The sequence below is a fragment of the Hymenobacter plasmatis genome (genome assembly GCF_020711255.1).
Classification (GTDB): domain Bacteria; phylum Bacteroidota; class Bacteroidia; order Cytophagales; family Hymenobacteraceae; genus Hymenobacter.
This window is the reverse complement of sequence record NZ_JAJFAW010000020.1, coordinates 27045-46762: the sequence shown is the minus strand read 5'-3', so window position 1 is coordinate 46762 and position 19718 is coordinate 27045. Positions and strand designations below refer to the sequence as shown.

The window sequence follows — 19718 nt, the reverse complement described above, 5'->3', positions numbered from 1 at the left end:
AAATTGGGGAGGTTCCAGAGCGGCCAAATGGGACAGACTGTAACTCTGTTAGTGTAAACTTTCGAAGGTTCGAATCCTTCTCTCCCCACTTTTATTGAGGCCAACTGCGGGAGTAGCTCAGCTGGTAGAGCGGCAGCCTTCCAAGCTGCAGGTCGCGGGTTCGAACCTCGTCTCCCGCTCATTTTTAGCATAAGCCGTTTTAGCTCAGTGGTAGAGCACTTCCTTGGTAAGGAAGAGGTCATGGGTTCAAATCCCATAAATGGCTCAGATTACAATACAAGTCCCGCCGCCTATATTTTCGGGCAGTGGGCACGGTTCTCTCAGGTAAGCGACGCACAGTTTTCTATTTCGTAGGGGCTGAGTCTCGCTTTCTTGTTGTAGGGTCGGATTTATCTTCAAATTCACTTCACCACCTCTTTTTTACTCTTTACAATGGCTAAAGAAAATTTCGACCGGTCCAAGCCGCACGTAAACATCGGTACCATCGGCCACGTCGACCACGGCAAAACGACCCTGACCGCTGCTATCACCATGGTGTTGGCAAACCAGGGCCTGGCCGAAAAGCGTGACTTCTCTTCGATTGACAATGCTCCCGAAGAAAAAGAGCGTGGTATCACCATCAACACCGCTCACGTAGAGTACTCGACCAAAAACCGTCACTACGCCCACGTTGACTGCCCCGGTCACGCTGACTATGTGAAGAACATGGTTACCGGTGCTGCCCAGATGGACGGCGCTATCCTAGTAGTAGCTGCTACCGACGGCCCCATGCCCCAGACCCGTGAGCACATCCTGCTCGCTCGTCAGGTAGGTGTTCCTCAGCTGGTGGTGTTCATGAACAAAGTGGACATGGTGGATGACCCCGAGCTCCTCGAGCTGGTGGAAATGGAAATCCGCGAACTCCTCTCGTTCTACGACTTCGACGGCGACAACATTCCGGTTATCCAGGGTTCGGCCCTCGGCGGCCTGAACGGCGATGCCAACTGGGTTCCCAAAATCAACGATTTGATGGACGCGGTTGACTCGTTCATTCCGATTCCTGCTCGTCTGACCGACCTGCCCTTCCTGATGCCTGTAGAGGACGTGTTCTCGATTACTGGCCGTGGCACCGTAGCTACCGGTCGTATCGAGCGCGGTATCATCAACTCGGGTGAGCAAGTTGACATCCTCGGTATGGGCGCTGCCCCAGGCCTGAAGTCGACGGTAACGGGTGTGGAAATGTTCCGCAAAATCCTTGACCGTGGCGAAGCTGGTGACAACGTAGGTCTGCTCCTCCGTGGTATTGAAAAAGAAGCCATCCGTCGCGGCATGGTTATCTGCAAGCCCGGTTCGGTAACTCCTCACCAGAAGTTCAAGGCTGAAGTTTACGTTCTCTCGAAAGAGGAAGGTGGCCGTCACACCCCGTTCTTCAACAACTACCGTCCGCAGTTCTACCTGCGTACCACCGACGTTACCGGCATCATCACCCTCCCCGAGGGCGTTGAAATGGTAATGCCCGGCGACAACATCACCATCACCGTTGAGCTCATCAACAAGGTGGCAATGGAGAAAGGCCTCCGCTTCGCTATCCGTGAGGGTGGCCGTACGGTAGGTGCTGGTCAAGTAACGGAAGTTCTCGACTAAGCTCCGGCTTATCAGTAAAAAAAGCCGCTCTCGTATTCTCGGGAGCGGCTTTTTTACGCTGAAACAGAAGGGCATATTTGTTTTGTCCGCTGTTTCTCTTACCTTTGCACTCCCTTTGGCGAAATGCGCTAAGCGGGAATGCCAATAAACGAGTGTAGTTCAAGGGTAGAATAGAGGTCTCCAAAACCTTTGATGGGAGTTCGAATCTCTCCACTCGTGCAATCTGGGCCAGTTGGCCCGCTCCATGTCGTTTTCAGCGGCAACGCTGTTTTTTCCTCAACCAATGGACAAACTGAGCAATTATTTCCGCACTACCATCGAGGAAATGCGCTACAATGTAACGTGGCCTTCGACGACGGAACTGCAAAAAAGCGCCGGTCTCGTGCTGATTGGTTCGCTCGTGTTTGCCGTAGTGGTAGGCGTTATGGACATCAGCTTTGAGACGGTACTTAAAGCTTTTTATAACTCGTTTCGCTAATCAACAATCAAGATGGGCGAATTGAAATGGTACGTGGTACGCTCCGTGAGCGGCCAGGAAAAAAAAGCCAAAAACTACCTCGAAACAGAGCTCGGCCGGCATAACCTGACCGAACTGGTGCCGCAGGTGCTGATTCCGGTAGAGAAGGTTTTCGAAATGCGCAACGGCAAGAAGCGCGTGCGCGAGCGGAACCTCTACCCCGGCTACATCATCATCCACGCCGACCTCGGCCACGGTGAAGTTGACCACATCATCACCAGCACGCCTGGTGTGATTGGTTTCCTCGGCGACAAAGACAAGAAGGACGCTGCTAACAACAAGCCCGTTCCCCTGCACATCTCCGAAGTGAACCGTATCCTCGGCATTGTGGACGAAGCCGAGCAGCAGACCACCGCTACCCTCGACAAGCCTTATGTAGTAGGCGAACTCGTGAAAGTAGTAGATGGTCCGTTCAACGGTTTCTCCGGCAATGTGGACGAAGTATTCGAAGAGCGCAAGAAGCTCAATGTAGTCGTGAAGATTTTCGGCCGCTCGCAGCCGGTAGAACTCAGCTATACCCAAGTAGAAAAAGAGGTGTAACCCTCTCTCGATTATACCACGCCGGCTAATTGCTCCGGGTCGGCGGGGCTTCCAACTAGGAGTTTATATGTACTGAGGCAAGCGCGAGTTACGACGCAGGAGCCGCAGCCAACACAATCAAATGGCCAAAGAAATCAGAGGTTATCTGCGTCTGCAGATAAAGGGAGGCGCCGCGAATCCTTCGCCGCCGGTAGGACCTGCACTTGGTAGCAAAGGCTTGAACATCATGGAATTTTGCAAGCAGTTCAATGCTCGCACCCAAGATAAAGCCGGCCAAGTTTGTCCTGTACTCATCACCATGTACACCGACAAGTCGTTCGACTTCGTGGTGAAGACGGCACCGGCTCCGGTGTTGCTCATGGAAGCTGCCAAGTTGCAGAGCGGTTCGAAAGAGCCCAACCGTAACAAAGTAGGCTCCGTGACGTGGGACCAAGTCCGCACCATCGCCGAAACCAAAATGGCTGACCTGAACGCCTTCAAGGTGGAAGCAGCTATGAAGCAGGTGGCTGGTACGGCCCGCAGCATGGGTATTACCATCAAGGGCGACTCTCCTTTTGCTGAATAATTAAAAGGAAAAACGACAGATGGCAAAAATCAGCAAAAAGCGCAAGGAAGCCCTTGCCAAGCACGACCTCACGGAAGTGCGCAGCCTCCTAGAGGCCGCCAAAGTGGTGAAGGACATTACCTACACCAAATTCGATGCTTCGGTAGATATTGACGTTCGCCTCGGCGTGGACCCCCGCAAAGCGGACCAGATGGTTCGTGGCGTGGCTACCCTGCCCCACGGCACCGGCAAAGTTGTGCGTGTACTGGCTCTGGTTACTCCCGACAAGGAGGCCGAAGCTTTGGCCGCCGGCGCCGACTTCGTGGGTCTGGACGACTATATCGCGAAAATCGAGAAAGGCTGGACCGACATCGACGTAATCATCACCATGCCCGCCGTAATGGCTAAGGTAGGTCGCCTGGGCCGTGTGCTCGGTCCCCGTGGTCTGATGCCGAACCCGAAGTCTGGTACCGTTACGACCGACGTAGCCAAGGCTGTACAGGAAGTGAAAGCTGGTAAAATCGACTTCAAAGTTGACAAAACCGGTATCATTCACTGCTCGGTGGGTAAAGTATCGTTCGACGAGAAAATGCTGGCCGAAAACGCCCTGGAGGTAATCCAGACGTTGGGTCGCCTGAAGCCTTCTTCTTCGAAAGGCACCTACATCCGCAGCATCACCTTGAGCAGCACGATGTCGCCCGCCGTTCCGGTGGACAGCCAAGTAAACTCCGCTAACTAATTAACCCAACCAAACATGACCAGGGAAGAAAAACAAGCCCTCGTGGATGAGTTGAGCGGAAAATTCCAATCGCACAACTCGTTCTACATTGTCGATGCTTCGGTAATGTCGGTAGCGAAAATCAACGATTTCCGTCGTCTGTGCTTCAACCGCGGTATGGAATACAAGGTGTACAAAAACACCTTCATCCGTAAGGCGCTGGACACCCTCGGCCACGATACTTCGGAGATGGATGCTGCGCTGAAAGGCTCTTCGGGCGTGTTGTTCTCTACGGAGAGCGGCTCGGCTCCCGCAAAGCTGCTGCGTGACTTCTACAAAGCTCAGGCTTATCCCCGTGGTGTTGAGCCCAAGCCCGTGCTGAAAGGCGCTTATGTGGATGCCAGCATCTACATCGGCTCGAACCAGCTCGAAGGTTTGACCACCATCAAAGGCAAGCAGGAACTGCTCGGTGAACTCATCGGCCTGCTGCAATCGCCTGCCAAAAATGTTATCTCGGCTCTTCAGAGCGGCGGCAACAAACTGGCCGGTATCCTCAAAACGCTTTCCGAAAAAGAGGCCGCCTAAGCGCCAATCTTCTTTTTCGACTTCAACAATAAATTTTCAACAACACATTTTTTTAACAATCTACAGAAATGGCAGATTTGAAAGCATTCGCTGAGCAGCTTGTAAACCTGACGGTGAAAGAAGTAAACGAATTGGCAACCATCCTGAAGGACGAGTACGGCATCGAGCCCGCTGCTGCTGCTCCCGTAATGATGGCCGGTGGTGGCGCTGCTGCCGCTGACGAGGCTCCCGAGGAGAAGACGTCGTTCGACGTTATCCTGAAGGCTGCCGGTGGTGCCAAGCTGGCTGTAGTTAAGCTGGTGAAGGACCTGACCGGCCTCGGCTTGAAAGAAGCCAAGGAATTGGTTGACGGTGCTCCCAAGCCCCTGAAAGAAGGCGTAACAAAAGACGAGGCTGAGTCGCTGAAGAAGCAGCTCGAAGAAGCCGGTGCTGAAGTAGAAGTTAAGTAATTTCTGCTCCTGAAGCATCTCCGGACCCGCTTCGAATAAGGATTAGACCTGGCAACTTAGCCAGGTCTTTTCCTGTTTGTGGTGTGTCAAAAGCGCGAGCTTTCTAGTTCGCGCTTCTTTGCGTCAGCTAATGCCACTGTTATTGTGCGCGTTAGGGAGTGCGGGTTCTGCCCCGCATTGCTGACCAGCCGCCACCCCGGCTTCCTTTTTTACGCTTCTGTGTCCATCTTTTAATCCCCATCGCATTGGCTACACCGAAAGCAAAGACGGCCGCCCTGAAGAAAACGGCCGCCGAGCGAATCAATTTCGCCAAGATTAAGAAGGTTATTGAATATCCGGACTTCCTGGACGTGCAAGTACGCTCGTTCCAGGAATTCTTTCAGTTGGAAACCGCTGCTGAGCGTCGTTCTAACGAAGGATTGTTCAAAGTGTTTGCCGAGAACTTTCCGATTTCCGACTCGCGCGAAAATTTCGTGCTCAACTTTATCGATTATCACGTCGACCCCCCGAAATATTCGGTTGACGAGTGCATCGACCGCGGCCTGACCTACTCGGTTCCCCTGAAGGCCAAGCTCCGGTTGATTTGCAATGATAAGGACAACGAGGACTTCGAGACGATTGAGCAGGAGGTGTTCCTCGGAAACATCCCTTACATGACCGTGAAGGGTTCGTTTGTTATCAACGGCGCCGAGCGGGTTATCGTATCGCAGCTGCACCGTTCGCCGGGCGTATTCTTCGCCCAGAGCAAGCACACCAACGGTACCAAGCTTTATTCGGCCCGTATCATTCCGTTCAAGGGTTCGTGGATTGAATTTGCCACGGACGTGAACAACGTGATGTACGCGTACATCGACCGGAAGAAGAAATTCCCGGTGACGACGCTGCTTCGCGCCATCGGCTACGGCACCGACAAAGACATTCTCGACCTGTTCGGTTTGTCAGAGGAAGTAAAGGCTGACAAGAAAAATCTCAAGAAAATCGTGGGCCGCAAGTTGGCTGCCCGGGTGCTGCGCACCTGGACGGAAGACTTCGTGGACGAGGACACCGGCGAAGTAGTATCCATCGACCGCAACGAGGTGTTGCTCGAGCGTGATGCTACCATCGAGGACGCCGACATCGACGTGATTTTGGAGGCCGGCGCCAAGTCGGTAATCCTGCACCGTGAGAACGTGAACATTGCGGACTTCGCAATTATCTACAACACGCTGCAGAAGGACAACTCCAACTCGGAGAAGGAAGCCGTTGAGCAGATTTACCGCCAACTCCGTAATACGGAAGCGCCGGACGAAGAAACTGCTCGCGACATCATCCAGAAGCTGTTCTTCTCAGACAAGCGCTATGACCTCGGCGAGGTGGGCCGCTACCGGATTAACAAGAAGCTGCAGATTGGCATGGAGCAAGAGTCGCGGGTATTGACCAACCAGGACATTGTTCTGATTGTGAAGTACCTGATTGGTCTCATCAACTCCAAGGCCATCGTCGATGACATTGACCACTTGAGCAACCGTCGTGTCCGCACGGTAGGGGAGCAGCTCTACGCTCAGTTTGGCGTGGGCCTAGCCCGCATGGCGCGTACCATCAAGGAGCGCATGAACGTGCGTGACAACGAGGACTTCAAGCCGGTTGACCTGATTAACGCTCGGACGTTGTCGAGTGTTATCAACTCGTTCTTCGGTACGAACCAGCTGTCGCAGTTCATGGACCAAACTAACCCGCTGGCCGAGGTGACGCACAAGCGTCGCGTATCGGCTCTGGGGCCAGGAGGTCTGTCGCGTGAGCGCGCTGGTTTCGAAGTACGTGACGTTCACTACACCCACTACGGTCGTCTTTGCACCATCGAAACGCCGGAAGGACCGAACATTGGTCTGATTTCGTCGCTGTGCGTGCACGCTCGCGTGAATGCCATGGGCTTCATCGAGACGCCTTACCGCGACGTGAAAGGCGGCAAGGTGGATATGAGCGAGAATGTGAAGTTCCTGACCGCTGAGGAAGAGGATACCCACCACATCGCTCAGGCCAACTCCCTGCTCGATGCCAACGGTAACCTGACGCAGGAGTTGGTAAAGGGCCGTTTCGAAGGTGACTTCCCCGTGGTTAATCCTTCGGAGTACTCCTACATGGACGTAGCCCCGAACCAGATTGTATCGGTAGCTGCTTCGCTGATTCCGTTCCTGGAGCACGACGACGCCAACCGTGCCCTCATGGGCTCGAACATGCAGCGCCAGGCCGTTCCCCTTCTCCGTCCGGAGGCTCCGATTGTGGGCACGGGTCTGGAAGGCCGTATTGCCAGCGACTCGCGTACCCTGATTATGTCGGAAGGTGAAGGCGTAATCGACTACGTTGACGCCAACAAAATCGTGGTGAAGTACGACCTCACGGAGGACGACATCATGGTGAGCTTCGACGCGGAGCGCATTACTTACGACCTCATCAAGTTCCGTCGCACCAACCAGGATACCTGCCTCAACCTGACGCCGCTCGTGAAGCGCGGTGAGCGGGTAACCAAAGGCCAGGCGCTTTGCGAAGGTTACGGCACAAACCAGGGCGAACTCGCCTTGGGCCGCAACATGCAAGTCGCCTTCATGCCGTGGCAGGGTTACAACTTCGAGGATGCCATCGTCATCTCGGAGCGCGTGGTTCGCGACGACATCTTCACCTCGATTCACATTGAGGAGTTTGAGCTGGAAGTGCGCGAGACCAAGCGCGGCGAAGAAGAGCTGACCTCGGAAATTCCGAACGTGAGCGAAGAAGCCGTGCGCAACCTCGACGACAACGGTATCATCCGCCTCGGCGCGGAGGTGAAGGAAGGCGACATCCTGATTGGTAAAATCACGCCGAAAGGCGAGACGGACCCGACTCCGGAAGAGAAGCTGCTCCGCGCCATCTTCGGCGACAAGGCCGGCGATGTGAAAGATGCTTCGCTTAAAGCGCCGCCCTCCTTGCAGGGTGTTGTTATCGGCACAAAACTCTTCTCACGTCCTAAGAAAGACAAAAACCTCCGGGCCAAGTCGAAGAAGGAAGTAGAAGATCTGAAGGCGACCTACGCGCAGGAACTGCGTGGCGTGAAAGCCATCATGATTGACAAGCTGGTGCAATTGCTGGAAGGCAAAACGTCACAGGGCATCAAACACCGCTTCGGCGAGGAGATGATTGCCAAGGGCGTGAAGTTCAACCGCAAGAACATCAACGAGGGGATGTTCCCCGAGAAGAACCCTTACAAGGACGAGAGCAACTACGCCGTTCCGGAAGAAGTGAACCTGTTTAAGGACCTGATTCTGGAAGGCTGGACGGCTGATGCCCGCGTAAATGGCTTGGTGCTGGAGCTGGTGCGTAACTACGCCAAGCGCCGCAACACCATCACCGCGAAGTTCAAGCGTCAGCGCTTCACCTTGGAAGTAGGTGACGAACTGCCTGCTGGTATCGTGCAGCTTGCCAAAGTTTACATCGCCAAGAAGCGTAAGCTGAAGGTGGGTGATAAAATGGCCGGCCGCCACGGTAACAAGGGTGTGGTAGCCCGCATCGTTCGCGATGAGGACATGCCCTTCCTGCCTGACGGCACCCCAATGGATATCGTGCTGAACCCGCTTGGTGTACCAAGCCGGATGAACATCGGTCAGATTTATGAGACCGTACTTGGTTGGGCTGGTCTGAAAATGGGTCGCACCTATGCTACTCCGATTTTCGACGGCGCTACTGAGGATGAAGTAGCTCACGAATTGACCGAGGCTGGCTTGCCCGATTGGGGCCGTGCTTACCTGCACGATGGCTTGACGGGCGACCGTTTCGACCAGCCGGTAACCGTGGGCGTGATTTACATGCTCAAACTAGGTCACTTGGTTGACGACAAGATGCACGCTCGTTCCATCGGGCCGTACTCGCTTATTACGCAGCAGCCGCTGGGTGGTAAGGCGCAGTTCGGTGGCCAGCGCTTCGGCGAGATGGAAGTGTGGGCATTGGAGGCCTTCGGTGCTTCCAACGTTCTCCAGGAAATCCTGACGGTGAAGTCGGACGACGTGGTGGGCCGTGCCAAAGCGTACGAAGCCATTGTAAAAGGCGACGTTCTGCCCAAGCCGAACATCCCTGAGTCGTTCAACGTGTTGCTCCACGAACTCCGTGGTCTGGCACTGGAAATCACCTTGGAATAATTACCAGCCGCTTGTTGCTTGTGGGGCCAACGCCTCGCAAGCAACAAGCGGCTTAATTGCCGGCAAGCCATACGAGCGGCTAGTTGAGTCGCTCATGTAACGAAGGGTGCGAAAACGCTTCGGTGACAGATAAAGGAGAGGTTGTTCCGAGATATGGTCAGGACAGCAATTCACTCTCTGAGTTTCCTAACCGAAGGCCTTCCCATCCGTCCGCTAGCCCGGCAACTAGATTACCAGACCTTCTAAAAGGTTTTTGCGCATCATACCTATCTGGTTCGTACCGGCACTTTTCTAAGAGTCACACTGTTGGGAACTCTTGCATTCTTCTGGCGAAGGATGAGGCGCCCAATAGCTCAAAGCCAACAGCTAACAGCTTAAAACCAATCAAATGGCTTTCGCAAAAAACAAGAAACTGGTACAGGACTTCTCCAAAGTCACTATTTCCCTGGCCTCGCCCGAAGCAATTCTGGAGCGCAGCACCGGCGAAGTGGTGAAGCCTGAAACCATCAATTACCGCACCTACAAGCCCGAGATGGGTGGCTTGTTCTGTGAGCGGATTTTCGGTCCGGTTAAGGACTGGGAATGCCATTGCGGCAAATACAAGCGCATTCGCTACAAGGGCATCATCTGCGACCGTTGCGGTGTGGAGGTGACCGAGAAGAAAGTGCGCCGTGAGCGCATGGGCCACATCGAACTGGTGGTGCCCGTTGCTCACATCTGGTACTTCAAGTCGCTGCCTAACAAAATCGGCTACCTGCTGGGCCTGCCCACCAAGAAGCTCGACCAGATTATCTATTACGAGCGGTACGTCGTTGTTCAGCCCGGTACCCTGGCTGAAGAAGGCGTGCAGATTCTCGACTTCCTCACCGAAGACGAGTACCTGGACATCATCGACAAACTCCCCCGGGAGAACCAGATGCTGCCCAACGAGGACCCCAACAAGTTCATCGCCCGCATGGGTGCTGATGCCCTGCACATGCTGCTGGAGCGCATCAACCTGGATGAGTTGAGCTACTCGCTGCGTGACTCCGCTGCTCACGAAACTTCGCAGCAGCGTAAAGCTGAGGCTTTGAAGCGTCTGCGCGTAGTGGAAGCTTTCCGTGATGCCGCTACCCGCGTGGAAAACCGCCCTGAATGGATGGTAATCCGCATGGTGCCGGTGATTCCGCCGGAATTGCGTCCCCTCGTTCCGTTGGATGGTGGCCGTTTCGCTACTTCCGACTTGAATGACCTGTACCGTCGCGTTATCATCCGTAACAACCGCCTCAAGCGCCTGATTGAAATCAAAGCGCCCGAGGTGATTCTGCGGAACGAGAAGCGCATGCTACAGGAAGCTGTTGACTCCTTGTTCGACAACTCGCGTAAGGTGAACGCCGTGCGCGCCGAAGGCAACCGGGCCCTGAAGTCGCTGTCCGATATGCTGAAAGGCAAGCAGGGCCGCTTCCGTCAGAACCTGCTTGGTAAGCGTGTCGACTACTCGGGTCGTTCGGTAATCGTCGTTGGTCCTGAGCTGAAACTGCACGAGTGCGGTCTGCCCAAGAACATGGCCGCCGAGCTGTTCAAGCCGTTCATCATCCGCAAGCTCATTGAGCGCGGCATTGTGAAAACGGTGAAATCGGCTAAGAAAATCGTGGACCGCAAGGACGCCGTGGTTTGGGACATCCTGGAGAACGTGCTGAAAGGCCACCCGGTATTGCTCAACCGTGCTCCTACGCTGCACCGCTTGGGTATCCAGGCGTTCCAGCCGCGCCTGATCGAGGGCAAGGCTATCCAGCTGCACCCCCTCGTTTGTACGGCCTTCAACGCTGACTTTGACGGTGACCAGATGGCTGTGCACGTTCCTCTGGGACCAGCTGCTATCCTGGAAGCCTCCATGCTCATGCTGGCGTCACACAACATCCTAAACCCCGCCAACGGCGCGCCCATCGCGGTACCGTCGCAGGACATGGTTCTGGGTCTGTACTACGTGACCAAAGGTAAGCGTAGCACTGAAAACGAGACCATCCAAGGCGAAGGCCGTGTGTTCTACTCGGACGAAGAGGTTGTGATTGCCCTCAATGAAGGCCAGCTCTCGAAGCATGCCTATATTAAGGTGCGGACGCAGATTCGCGACGAGAACGACGACTTGGTAACCAAGGTAGTTGAGACCGTAGCCGGTCGCGTGCTGTTTAACCAGCTCGTGCCTAAGGAAGTTGGTTTCGTAGACGAGCTGCTGACCAAGAAGAAGCTGCAGCAAATCATTTCGACGGTGTTCAAGCGCACGGGCATGGCTCGTACGGCTCAATTCCTGGACGACATCAAGACCCTCGGTTTCCAGTCGGCCTACAAAGGCGGCTTGAGCATGGGCCTCGGCGACATCCAGATTCCGAAAGAGAAAGACGAACTGGTGCTGCAAGCGCAGAACGACGTGAAGGCCGTGACTCAGAACTACCAGATGGGTCTGATTACCGACAACGAGCGTTACAACCAGGTTATCGATATCTGGACGCGTATCAACAACCAAATCACGGAAACGCTGATGGGTCGTTTGGAGCGCGAAAACCAGGGCTTCAACTCCATCTACATGATGATGCACTCGGGAGCCCGTGGCTCGCGCGAGCAGATTCGTCAGCTGGGCGGTATGCGTGGTCTGATGGCCAAGCCGCAGAAGTCGCTGCAAGGCTCGATTGGTGAGATTATCGAAAACCCGATTCTGTCTAACTTCAAAGAAGGCCTGGACGTAATCGAGTACTTCATCTCGACCCACGGTGCCCGGAAAGGTCTCGCCGACACGGCTCTGAAGACGGCTGACGCCGGCTACCTGACCCGTCGTCTGGTAGACGTTTCGCAAGACGTAATCGTGAACGAGCCGGACTGTGGTACCCTGCGTGGCATCGAGACCTTCGCGTTGAAAGACAACGAGGACATCGTTGAGCCACTTTCGGAGCGTATCCTAGGCCGCGTAACGGTTCACGATATTATCGACCCCATTACGGAAGAGGTAATCCTGACTTCCGGTTCGGAAATCAAGGAAGACACGACCCGTCGCATCGATGCTACCGGCATCGAGTCGGTGGAAATTCGCTCGGTACTGACTTGCGAAAGCAAGCGTGGTATTTGCGCCAAGTGCTACGGCCGTAACCTGGCCTCGGGCCGCATGGTGCAGCGTGGCGAGGCCGTTGGTGTTATCGCCGCACAGTCGATTGGTGAGCCTGGCACGCAGCTGACTCTGCGTACCTTCCACGTAGGTGGTACGGCTTCCAACATTGCGGTGGAAGCCAACATCAAGTCGAAGTTCGCCGGTGTGGTTGAGTTTGAAGACGTACGTACCGTGGCCACCACCACGCCCGAAGGCGTGAAGGGGGCCGTGGTAATGGGTCGCTCGGGCGAGATTCGCATCGTAGAGAAAGGCACTGGCAAAGTGTTCACTACCAACCACGTTCCCTACGGCTCTTTCATGCTGGTAGAGGAAGGTCAGGAAGTGGAGAAAGGCCAGGAGCTGAACAACTGGGACCCCTACAACGCCGTTATTTTGGCCGAGTTCGACGGTACCGTTCAGTTCGATGCCATCACCGAAGGCATTACGTATCGTGAGGAGTCGGACGAACAGACCGGTCACCGCGAGAAGGTAATCATCGAATCGAAGGCCAAGGACCAGAACCCGTCCATCATCATCCGCCCCGGTAAGAAGGGCGATGCCGAAGGCCAGAAGGCGTACAGCATTCCGGTGGGCTCGCACTTGAATGTGGAGAACAACGACAAAATCAAGGCCGGTCACATCCTGGCTAAGATTCCTCGCTCCGTGGGCAAGACCCGTGACATCACCGGTGGTCTGCCGCGTGTTACCGAGCTTTTCGAAGCCCGGAACCCGTCGAACCCCGCTGTGGTATCGGAAATCGATGGCGTAGTAACCTACGGCACCGTGAAACGCGGTAACCGTGAAATCTACGTGGAGTCGAAAGACGGTGTCAAGAAGAAGTACATGGTGCCGCTGTCGAAGCACATTCTGGTGCAGGACAACGACTTTATCCGCGCCGGCATGCCGCTGTCGGATGGTGCCATCACGCCTTCGGACATCCTGAGCATTCAGGGCCCCGGCGCCGTGCAGGAGTACCTCGTGAACGAGATTCAGGAAGTATACCGCTTGCAGGGTGTGAAAATCAACGATAAGCACATCGAGGTGGTAGTTCGCCAGATGATGCAGAAAGTTGTGATTCTGGATGCTGGTGACACGTCGTTCCTCGAAAACCAAGTGATTGATAAAATCATCTTCATGGCCGAGAACGACATGATTATCGACATGAAAGTCGTGACCGAAGCTGGTGACTCGACCAACATGAAGCCTGGTCAGATTGTGAACGCCCGCAAGCTGCGCGACGAAAACAGCAGCTTGAAGCGCCGTGACCTTGCCCTGGTGCAAGTGCGCGATGCCCAACCTGCCGTTTCGCGTCCTACTCTGCAAGGCATCACGCAGGCCTCACTGGGTACGGCCTCGTTCATCTCGGCTGCTTCCTTCCAGGAGACGACCAAGGTGCTGAGCGAAGCCGCCATCCGTGGCAAGGCCGACCAGCTCCTGGGCTTGAAGGAGAACGTAATCGTTGGTCACCTCATCCCGGCCGGTACTGGCTTGCGCGAGTACACGCGTCAGGTAGTAGGCTCGAAAGAGGAAATGGAGGCTGCTCAACTAGCCGCCAAGGCCGCCGAGGAAGTTGTGCCTGCCAAGCGGCCCAGCCGCGCTGGCAAGCGTGAAGTATCGGCAGAGTAACCCTTTGCTGAGGTAAGAAGAAGCCGACTGGTGCAAACCGGTCGGCTTTTTTGTTTCTTTGATGTATGAAATTCGTATGGGCGACAGAACTAGTGATTCGGGCTTTAATTGCTCTTGTAGTTCTTAGTTTTTATGGATTTGCTGTTTTCACCTTTACCTATAGCGTGTGGCGAGGCGGAGTTAGCAAAGGCTCGGTTGCCCTTTTTGCAATTATTACAATAATATTTCTGCCAGCATCTCTCGCTGCTGTACACTCCACCATGGACTATTTGCAGTCCAAGCCTAAATAATTACTAATGCAGCCAACCGACCAAAACCCAGACCCTAACGCAATCAACATCGAACTATCCGAAGCCATGGCCGAGGGCGAATACGCCAACCTCGCCATGATTGCGCATAGCAACAGCGAGTTCGTGATTGACTTCATCCGCATGATGCCCGGCTTGCCCAAGGCCAAAGTGAAAGCGCGAATTGTCGTTACACCTGAGCACGCTAAGCGCCTCCTGCAGGCGCTCACGGAAAATATCGAGCGGTTTGAAGCCGCCTTCGGCCCCATCAAAATGCAGAACGAAGCCCCGAGCTACCCGATGAACTTTGGTGGTGCGGTAGGGGAGGCCTAATGTTTTACATCAGCTCAACTTGCGAAAGCGTCTCCCTAACTAAGGAGGCGCTTTCTTTTTTAGCTCAATTCAGCTATCTCCAAATTAACATCCTCACTCTGTTTGCTATTGCGCCGAAATAATCTTACCTTTGCAAGCCAAATTTTAGGGGCAAACGGCTCCAAACAAACCATTCGCTAAATGCCAACCATCAATCAGTTAGTACGGAAAGGCCGTGAGGCTTTGACTACCAAGTCGAAGTCGCCCGCCCTTGATTCGTGCCCGCAGCGTCGGGGCGTGTGCACCCGTGTGTACACCACCACGCCTAAGAAGCCGAACTCGGCTATGCGCAAAGTGGCCCGTGTGCGCCTTACCAACGGTAAGGAAGTAAACGCATACATCCCCGGTGAAGGCCACAACCTCCAGGAACACAGCATCGTGCTGATTCGTGGTGGCCGGGTTAAAGACTTGCCAGGCGTTCGCTACCACATCATCCGTGGCGCCCTGGACACTGCCGGTGTAAGCGGCCGGACCCAGCGTCGTTCGAAGTACGGTGCCAAGCGTCCGAAGCCCGGTCAACCCGCAGCAGCAGCTGGCAAGGGTGGGAAAGGCGCACCAGCTAAAAAGAAATAAATCAGCTAGTAGTGAGTAGTCAGTGATGCGTGGCGCCGGAAATGGGCCGCGCATCCTTGATGCTGACTACTCAACATCAACTACCTATCATGAGAAAATCTAAACCAAAGAAGCGCATCTTGCTGCCGGACCCTAAGTACAAGGAGACGCTGGTAACCCGTTTCGTGAACTACATGATGTACGACGGTAAGAAAAACCTGGCGTACACCATCTTCTATGACGCTTGCGACCTTGTGGAGCAGCGCACCAAGGAGAGCGGCCTCGAAATGTGGCGCAAAGCGTTGAACAACGTGATGCCCACCGTGGAAGTAAAGAGCCGCCGCGTAGGTGGTGCTACCTTCCAAGTTCCGATTGAAGTGCGAGCTGACCGCCGCATTTCGGTAGGTGCTAAATGGATGATTCAGTACGCGCGTCGTCGTGGTGAGAAGACCATGAAGGACAAGCTGGCTGGCGAAATCATCGCTGCCGCCAAGGGCGAAGGTGCTGCCGTTAAGAAGAAAGACGACACCCACCGCATGGCAGAGGCCAACAAGGCCTTCTCGCACTTCCGTTTCTAAACTGGTTAATTGTTATTTGGGGTCTTAGGGACTTGGACTTATTTGACGGATTGTTCTGTTAAACGACCAAGAACCTGAGACCCCAAATTTCTAAGCCTTCAACATAATCATGGCCGTTAACAAAGACCTACAATACCTCCGGAACATCGGGATTATGGCGCACATCGACGCCGGTAAGACCACGACTTCGGAGCGTATTCTGTACTACACGGGTAAAACCCACAAAATTGGGGAGGTGCACGACGGTGCTGCCACAATGGACTGGATGGAGCAGGAGCAGGAGCGCGGCATTACGATTACTTCGGCTGCCACTACTACCTTCTGGAACTACCCTACCGACGTAAAGGGTGACCCAACGCCGGAAACCAAGCAATACAAAATCAACCTGATTGACACCCCCGGTCACGTTGACTTCACGGTGGAAGTGGAGCGTTCGCTGCGTGTACTGGACGGAGCCGTGGCCCTGTTCTGCGCCGTATCGGGTGTTGAGCCGCAGTCAGAGACTGTATGGCGCCAGGCTGATAAATATAGCGTGCCCCGCATCTGCTTCGTCAACAAGATGGACCGTGCCGGTGCTGACTTCTTCAAGGCCGTTGCCGAAATCAAAGACAAGCTCGGCGCTAACCCCGTGCCGTTACAGATTCCGATTGGTGCTGAAGATACGTTCCGTGGTGCCGTGGATTTGCTGACCGGCAAAGCCATTGTATGGGATGATGCTACTGAAGGCAAGTCATATAGCGAAATCCCCGTTCCCGAGGATTTGGTGGAGACTGTAGCCGAATGGCGTCAAAAGCTTGTTGAGAGCGTAGCTGAGTATGATGATGCGTTGCTGGAGAAATTCTTCGACAACCCTGATTCCATTACCCGCGAAGAAATGATGGTCGTTATCCGCCAGGCGGTAATCGACATGAAGTTCTCGCCTGTATTGTGCGGCTCGGCCTTCAAAAACAAGGGTGTGCAGACCATGCTGGATGCTGTTATGGCATACTTGCCGTCGCCCCTCGACATGCCCGCCATCATCGGTACCCACCCCGATACCGGCGCGGAAATTGAGCGTCACCCCGACAACGACGAGCCTTTCACCGCTCTGGCGTTTAAAATTGCTACCGACCCATTCGTAGGCCGTCTTTGCTTCTTCCGCTGCTACAGCGGCGTGCTGGAGTCGGGCTCCTATGTGCTCAACAACCGCACCGGCAAGAAGGAGCGTATCTCTCGCCTTATGCAGATGCACTCCAACAAGCAGAATCCGATTGATAAAATCCAAGCGGGCGACATTGCAGCAGGTGTTGGTTTCAAAGATATCAAAACCGGTGACACGCTGACCGACGAGAAGAACCCTATCGTTCTCGAATCGATGAGCTTCCCTGAGCCAGTAATTGGCTACGCCATCGAGCCGAAGACGCAAGCTGACGTAGACAAAATGGGCATGGCCATCGCCAAGCTCATCGAGGAAGACCCTACCCTGAAAGTAAACACCGACCCCGAGACCGGCCAGACCGTATTGCGTGGTATGGGCGAGCTTCACTTGGAAATCATCATCGACCGCATGCGTCGTGAATTCAAAGTGGAAATCAACCAGGGTGCTCCAATGGTAGCTTACAAGGAGGTGCTGACCAAGAAGGTCGACCACCGCGAAACCTACAAGAAGCAGACTGGTGGCCGTGGTAAATTCGGCGACATCGTCTTCGAACTTGGCCCGAAAGAAACCGAGCCAGAAAAGCCCGGTTTCGAATTTGACAACGCCATTGTAGGCGGTGTTATCCCCCGCGAATTCATCCAGCCAATTCAGAAAGGTTTTGAAGAGGCAATGAAGCAGGGCCCGTTGGCTGGCTTCCCGGTTGAAGGCATGAAGGTGCGTCTGTACCACGGTTCCTTCCACGACGTTGACTCGGACGCCCTGTCGTTCGAACTTGCTGCCCGTGGTGGTTTCCGCGAAGCTGCCCGCCAGGCTGGCCCGAAATTGCTCGAGCCCATCATGAGCGTGGAAGTTGTTTGCCCCGACGAATACACGGGTCCCGTAACTGGCGACTTGAACCGTCGTCGTGGTTTGATGAAAGGCATGGACACCAAAGGTGGTGCTCAGCTCATCAAGGCTGACGTTCCGTTGTCAGAGCTTTTCGGTTATGTAACTGCTCTGCGTACGATTTCGTCGGGTCGCGCTTCGGCATCGCTCACGTTCTCGCACTACGAGCAAGTGCCGAGCAACTTGGCTGAAGGCATCATTGCTAAAGTAAAAGGAAGTAAATAACACCGGTCACTAACTTGGTCAATCGGACCAAAACCCCCAATGAACCAGAAAATCCGTATTAAGCTGAAGTCCTACGACCACAACCTCGTAGACAAATCGGCCGAGAAAATCGTGAAAGCAGTGAAGGCCACCGGTGCCATCGTTAGCGGTCCGATTCCTTTGCCGACCCAAAAAGAGAAGTTCACCGTGTTGCGCTCGCCCCACGTGAACAAGAAGAGCCGGGAGCAGTTCCAGCTTTGCACCTACAAGCGCCTCGTGGACATCTTCTCGACTTCGTCGAAGACGGTAGATGCCCTGATGAAGCTGGAATTGCCCAGCGGTGTTGACGTAGAAATCAAAGTCTGAGGATTCGATTTCAGTCTTAATTAAGAAAAGCCCCACTGCGATTCGTCGCGGTGGGGCTTTTTCTTTGGAACTTGCGGCAGTACTACAATCCCTACATGCAATCTGTTTTCACTCAAGCCCGTTTGCACCGGGCAGCTATGTTCTTCTGTATTTGCATTATCATTGGCATTTTCATTGCCCATTGGTTTCGCATCTTGCCCAGCATCGGCATGGCTGGTATCGCACTCACCGGGCTAATATATGCGGGGGTGTACCGTCGAATAGCTAATTGGGACGAATGGCCGGTGTTTGGAAGCTTGTTTTTGGTGTTTCTACTTCACTTGGTTCAGGGATTGAATACCGATGCTTCCAATTATGATGAGTTTGGGAAAGACATGGTGCTCCAATTGCCTTTCTTGGCACTGGTGGTAGGGTTCTGGTTGCTGCCGGCACTACCAGCACGGTACCTGCGGGCTCTTTGGCTTATTCTAATAGCCATAACAACGATAGCAGCATTAGGGGCTACAATCAATTATCTAATGAATGTTGGCGAAATAAACGAGATGTATCTGCACTCGAAGGTGATGCCAACCGAGCCGGACCATATCCGCTTCAGCCTAATTATTACATTGGCAATTGCAGCTGGGGTCCTTTTAATATTACACAAAGCCATTCTACCGCTTTGGCGCCCTTGGTTGATTGTAGCCATAACGTTTCTCGCTCTTTTTCTTCATTTGTTGGCAGTACGGAGCGGAGAAATGACATTTTACGTCCTTGGTGGGCTGGCTGTGCTGCGTCTTATAACCCGCGCCAATCAGTGGAAGCGAGCAGCTACGCTAGCGGTAGTGCTGCTGCTGCTGCCCGCAATTAGCTTTATTGCTTTACCGACTTTCCGCAATAAGATATTTAATACGCAAGACGATGTGAGCAGCGTCAACCGCAGCTCGGTTGGTAAGACATACTCCATTTCCTCACGCGTATACTCATATAAAGTGGCCTTAGCGGTATGGAAGGATAATAAGCTAGTAGGAGTGGGGAAGCCAGACCTCAAAACTGAGATGGCGAAGCGCTACGCCATTTTATATCCTGAGCTAACTCCTGAGTATTACATACAGCCCCACAACCAATATCTATACAATTTAGCAGCTTACGGTATATTGGGTCTGCTAGTATTCTGTTTGGGCATCTTCTACCCGGCGTGGTGGGCTCGCCGGAAATATGCTCCCTTGTTGTTAGCTCAATATATCAGCATTGCCCTCTCATTCCTGGTTGAATACACCTTGGAAACTCAGATTGGGCTAGCCTATGTAGTGTTCTTCCTTCTCTTAGCCTTACAGGGCTCCCTTCCTACAAGTGAGGAGGACCCCCGATGGCTACCGGCTTGACATGGAAAAAGGCTGACCCAATAGTTAGCTAACAGCCTCACCTAGAAAATATTTCTAAGTGTGGTTGTGATTCCCGAGCCTTTTTTCCTATCTTTGCACTCCCTTAG

At 54.0% G+C, this 19718-nt stretch carries 15 protein-coding genes and 4 tRNA genes; all 19 read left to right on the top strand.

The window, feature by feature from the left end; translation table 11 throughout:
- Positions 1-5: 5 nt before the first annotated feature.
- The 19 genes from LJ738_RS14760 (at position 6) to LJ738_RS14670 (ending at position 19611) form a co-directional block, all read left to right on the top strand.
- A tRNA-Tyr gene (locus LJ738_RS14760) sits at positions 6-88 on the top strand.
- Positions 89-106: 18 nt separating this feature from the next.
- A tRNA-Gly gene (locus LJ738_RS14755) sits at positions 107-179 on the top strand.
- A gap of 14 nt (positions 180-193) precedes the next feature.
- Positions 194-265, top strand: a tRNA-Thr gene (locus LJ738_RS14750).
- A gap of 167 nt (positions 266-432) precedes the next feature.
- Complete coding sequence (tuf, locus tag LJ738_RS14745) at positions 433-1623, top strand: elongation factor Tu (RefSeq protein ID WP_068191696.1); 1191 nt, start codon at positions 433-435, stop codon at positions 1621-1623.
- Between the two features lie 148 nt (positions 1624-1771).
- Positions 1772-1842, top strand: a tRNA-Trp gene (locus LJ738_RS14740).
- Between the two features lie 64 nt (positions 1843-1906).
- Complete coding sequence (secE, locus tag LJ738_RS14735; RefSeq protein ID WP_068191698.1) at positions 1907-2101, top strand: preprotein translocase subunit SecE; 195 nt, start codon at positions 1907-1909, stop codon at positions 2099-2101.
- A gap of 12 nt (positions 2102-2113) precedes the next feature.
- Positions 2114-2680, top strand: coding sequence for a transcription termination/antitermination protein NusG (gene nusG, locus LJ738_RS14730; protein ID WP_068191701.1), 567 nt, complete (start codon positions 2114-2116; stop codon positions 2678-2680).
- A gap of 121 nt (positions 2681-2801) precedes the next feature.
- Positions 2802-3245 (top strand): 50S ribosomal protein L11, encoded by a 444-nt coding sequence (gene rplK / locus LJ738_RS14725; RefSeq protein ID WP_068191703.1) that lies wholly within the window; start codon positions 2802-2804, stop codon positions 3243-3245.
- 19 nt (positions 3246-3264) lie between these two features.
- A complete protein-coding gene (rplA, locus tag LJ738_RS14720; protein WP_068191704.1) occupies positions 3265-3963 on the top strand; it encodes a 50S ribosomal protein L1 in 699 nt (232 codons plus the stop codon).
- A gap of 15 nt (positions 3964-3978) precedes the next feature.
- Positions 3979-4527: a 50S ribosomal protein L10 gene (gene rplJ / locus LJ738_RS14715; protein ID WP_068191706.1), complete on the top strand. Its 549-nt coding sequence runs from the start codon at positions 3979-3981 to the stop codon at positions 4525-4527.
- A gap of 68 nt (positions 4528-4595) precedes the next feature.
- Positions 4596-4976, top strand: a complete 381-nt coding sequence (gene rplL, locus LJ738_RS14710; RefSeq protein WP_068191708.1) for a 50S ribosomal protein L7/L12 — start codon at positions 4596-4598, stop codon at positions 4974-4976.
- A 275-nt stretch (positions 4977-5251) separates the two neighbouring features.
- Positions 5252-9121, top strand: a complete 3870-nt coding sequence (gene rpoB, locus LJ738_RS14705) for a DNA-directed RNA polymerase subunit beta (RefSeq protein ID WP_227787208.1) — start codon at positions 5252-5254, stop codon at positions 9119-9121.
- Positions 9122-9509: 388 nt separating this feature from the next.
- Entirely contained in the window at positions 9510-13865 is a 4356-nt protein-coding gene (gene rpoC, locus LJ738_RS14700; protein WP_227787164.1) for a DNA-directed RNA polymerase subunit beta', read from the top strand.
- Positions 13866-14161: 296 nt separating this feature from the next.
- Positions 14162-14485 (top strand): DUF3467 domain-containing protein, encoded by a 324-nt coding sequence (locus tag LJ738_RS14695; RefSeq protein WP_035567389.1) that lies wholly within the window; start codon positions 14162-14164, stop codon positions 14483-14485.
- A gap of 180 nt (positions 14486-14665) precedes the next feature.
- On the top strand, positions 14666-15097 hold the full coding sequence (gene rpsL, locus LJ738_RS14690) for a 30S ribosomal protein S12 (protein WP_068191715.1): 432 nt from the start codon (positions 14666-14668) through the stop codon (positions 15095-15097).
- An 89-nt stretch (positions 15098-15186) separates the two neighbouring features.
- Complete coding sequence (gene rpsG / locus LJ738_RS14685; protein WP_035567919.1) at positions 15187-15654, top strand: 30S ribosomal protein S7; 468 nt, start codon at positions 15187-15189, stop codon at positions 15652-15654.
- Between the two features lie 109 nt (positions 15655-15763).
- Positions 15764-17902 carry an elongation factor G gene (gene fusA / locus LJ738_RS14680; RefSeq protein WP_227787163.1) on the top strand — a complete coding sequence of 713 codons (2139 nt, stop codon included), beginning with the start codon at positions 15764-15766 and terminating at the stop codon, positions 17900-17902.
- A gap of 39 nt (positions 17903-17941) precedes the next feature.
- Positions 17942-18247, top strand: a complete 306-nt coding sequence (gene rpsJ / locus LJ738_RS14675) for a 30S ribosomal protein S10 (protein WP_035567915.1) — start codon at positions 17942-17944, stop codon at positions 18245-18247.
- Between the two features lie 95 nt (positions 18248-18342).
- Entirely contained in the window at positions 18343-19611 is a 1269-nt protein-coding gene (locus LJ738_RS14670; RefSeq protein ID WP_227787162.1) for an O-antigen ligase family protein, read from the top strand.
- The last annotated feature ends 107 nt before the right edge of the window (positions 19612-19718 follow it).

What these genes read in the sequence shown, in the direction of transcription:
- rpsL (WP_068191715.1), top strand. Translation starts at nt 14,666, where the DNA reads ATGCCAACCATCAATCAGTTAGTACGGAAAGGCCGTGAGGCTTTGACT.
- rplJ (WP_068191706.1), top strand. Translation starts at nt 3,979, where the DNA reads ATGACCAGGGAAGAAAAACAAGCCCTCGTGGATGAGTTGAGCGGAAAA.
- LJ738_RS14670 (WP_227787162.1), top strand. Translation starts at nt 18,343, where the DNA reads ATGCAATCTGTTTTCACTCAAGCCCGTTTGCACCGGGCAGCTATGTTC.
- LJ738_RS14695 (WP_035567389.1), top strand. Translation starts at nt 14,162, where the DNA reads ATGCAGCCAACCGACCAAAACCCAGACCCTAACGCAATCAACATCGAA.
- rpsJ (WP_035567915.1), top strand. Translation starts at nt 17,942, where the DNA reads ATGAACCAGAAAATCCGTATTAAGCTGAAGTCCTACGACCACAACCTC.
- rplA (WP_068191704.1), top strand. Translation starts at nt 3,265, where the DNA reads ATGGCAAAAATCAGCAAAAAGCGCAAGGAAGCCCTTGCCAAGCACGAC.
- rplK (WP_068191703.1), top strand. Translation starts at nt 2,802, where the DNA reads ATGGCCAAAGAAATCAGAGGTTATCTGCGTCTGCAGATAAAGGGAGGC.
- rplL (WP_068191708.1), top strand. Translation starts at nt 4,596, where the DNA reads ATGGCAGATTTGAAAGCATTCGCTGAGCAGCTTGTAAACCTGACGGTG.
- tuf (WP_068191696.1), top strand. Translation starts at nt 433, where the DNA reads ATGGCTAAAGAAAATTTCGACCGGTCCAAGCCGCACGTAAACATCGGT.
- secE (WP_068191698.1), top strand. Translation starts at nt 1,907, where the DNA reads ATGGACAAACTGAGCAATTATTTCCGCACTACCATCGAGGAAATGCGC.
- nusG (WP_068191701.1), top strand. Translation starts at nt 2,114, where the DNA reads ATGGGCGAATTGAAATGGTACGTGGTACGCTCCGTGAGCGGCCAGGAA.
- fusA (WP_227787163.1), top strand. Translation starts at nt 15,764, where the DNA reads ATGGCCGTTAACAAAGACCTACAATACCTCCGGAACATCGGGATTATG.
- rpoC (WP_227787164.1), top strand. Translation starts at nt 9,510, where the DNA reads ATGGCTTTCGCAAAAAACAAGAAACTGGTACAGGACTTCTCCAAAGTC.
- rpsG (WP_035567919.1), top strand. Translation starts at nt 15,187, where the DNA reads ATGAGAAAATCTAAACCAAAGAAGCGCATCTTGCTGCCGGACCCTAAG.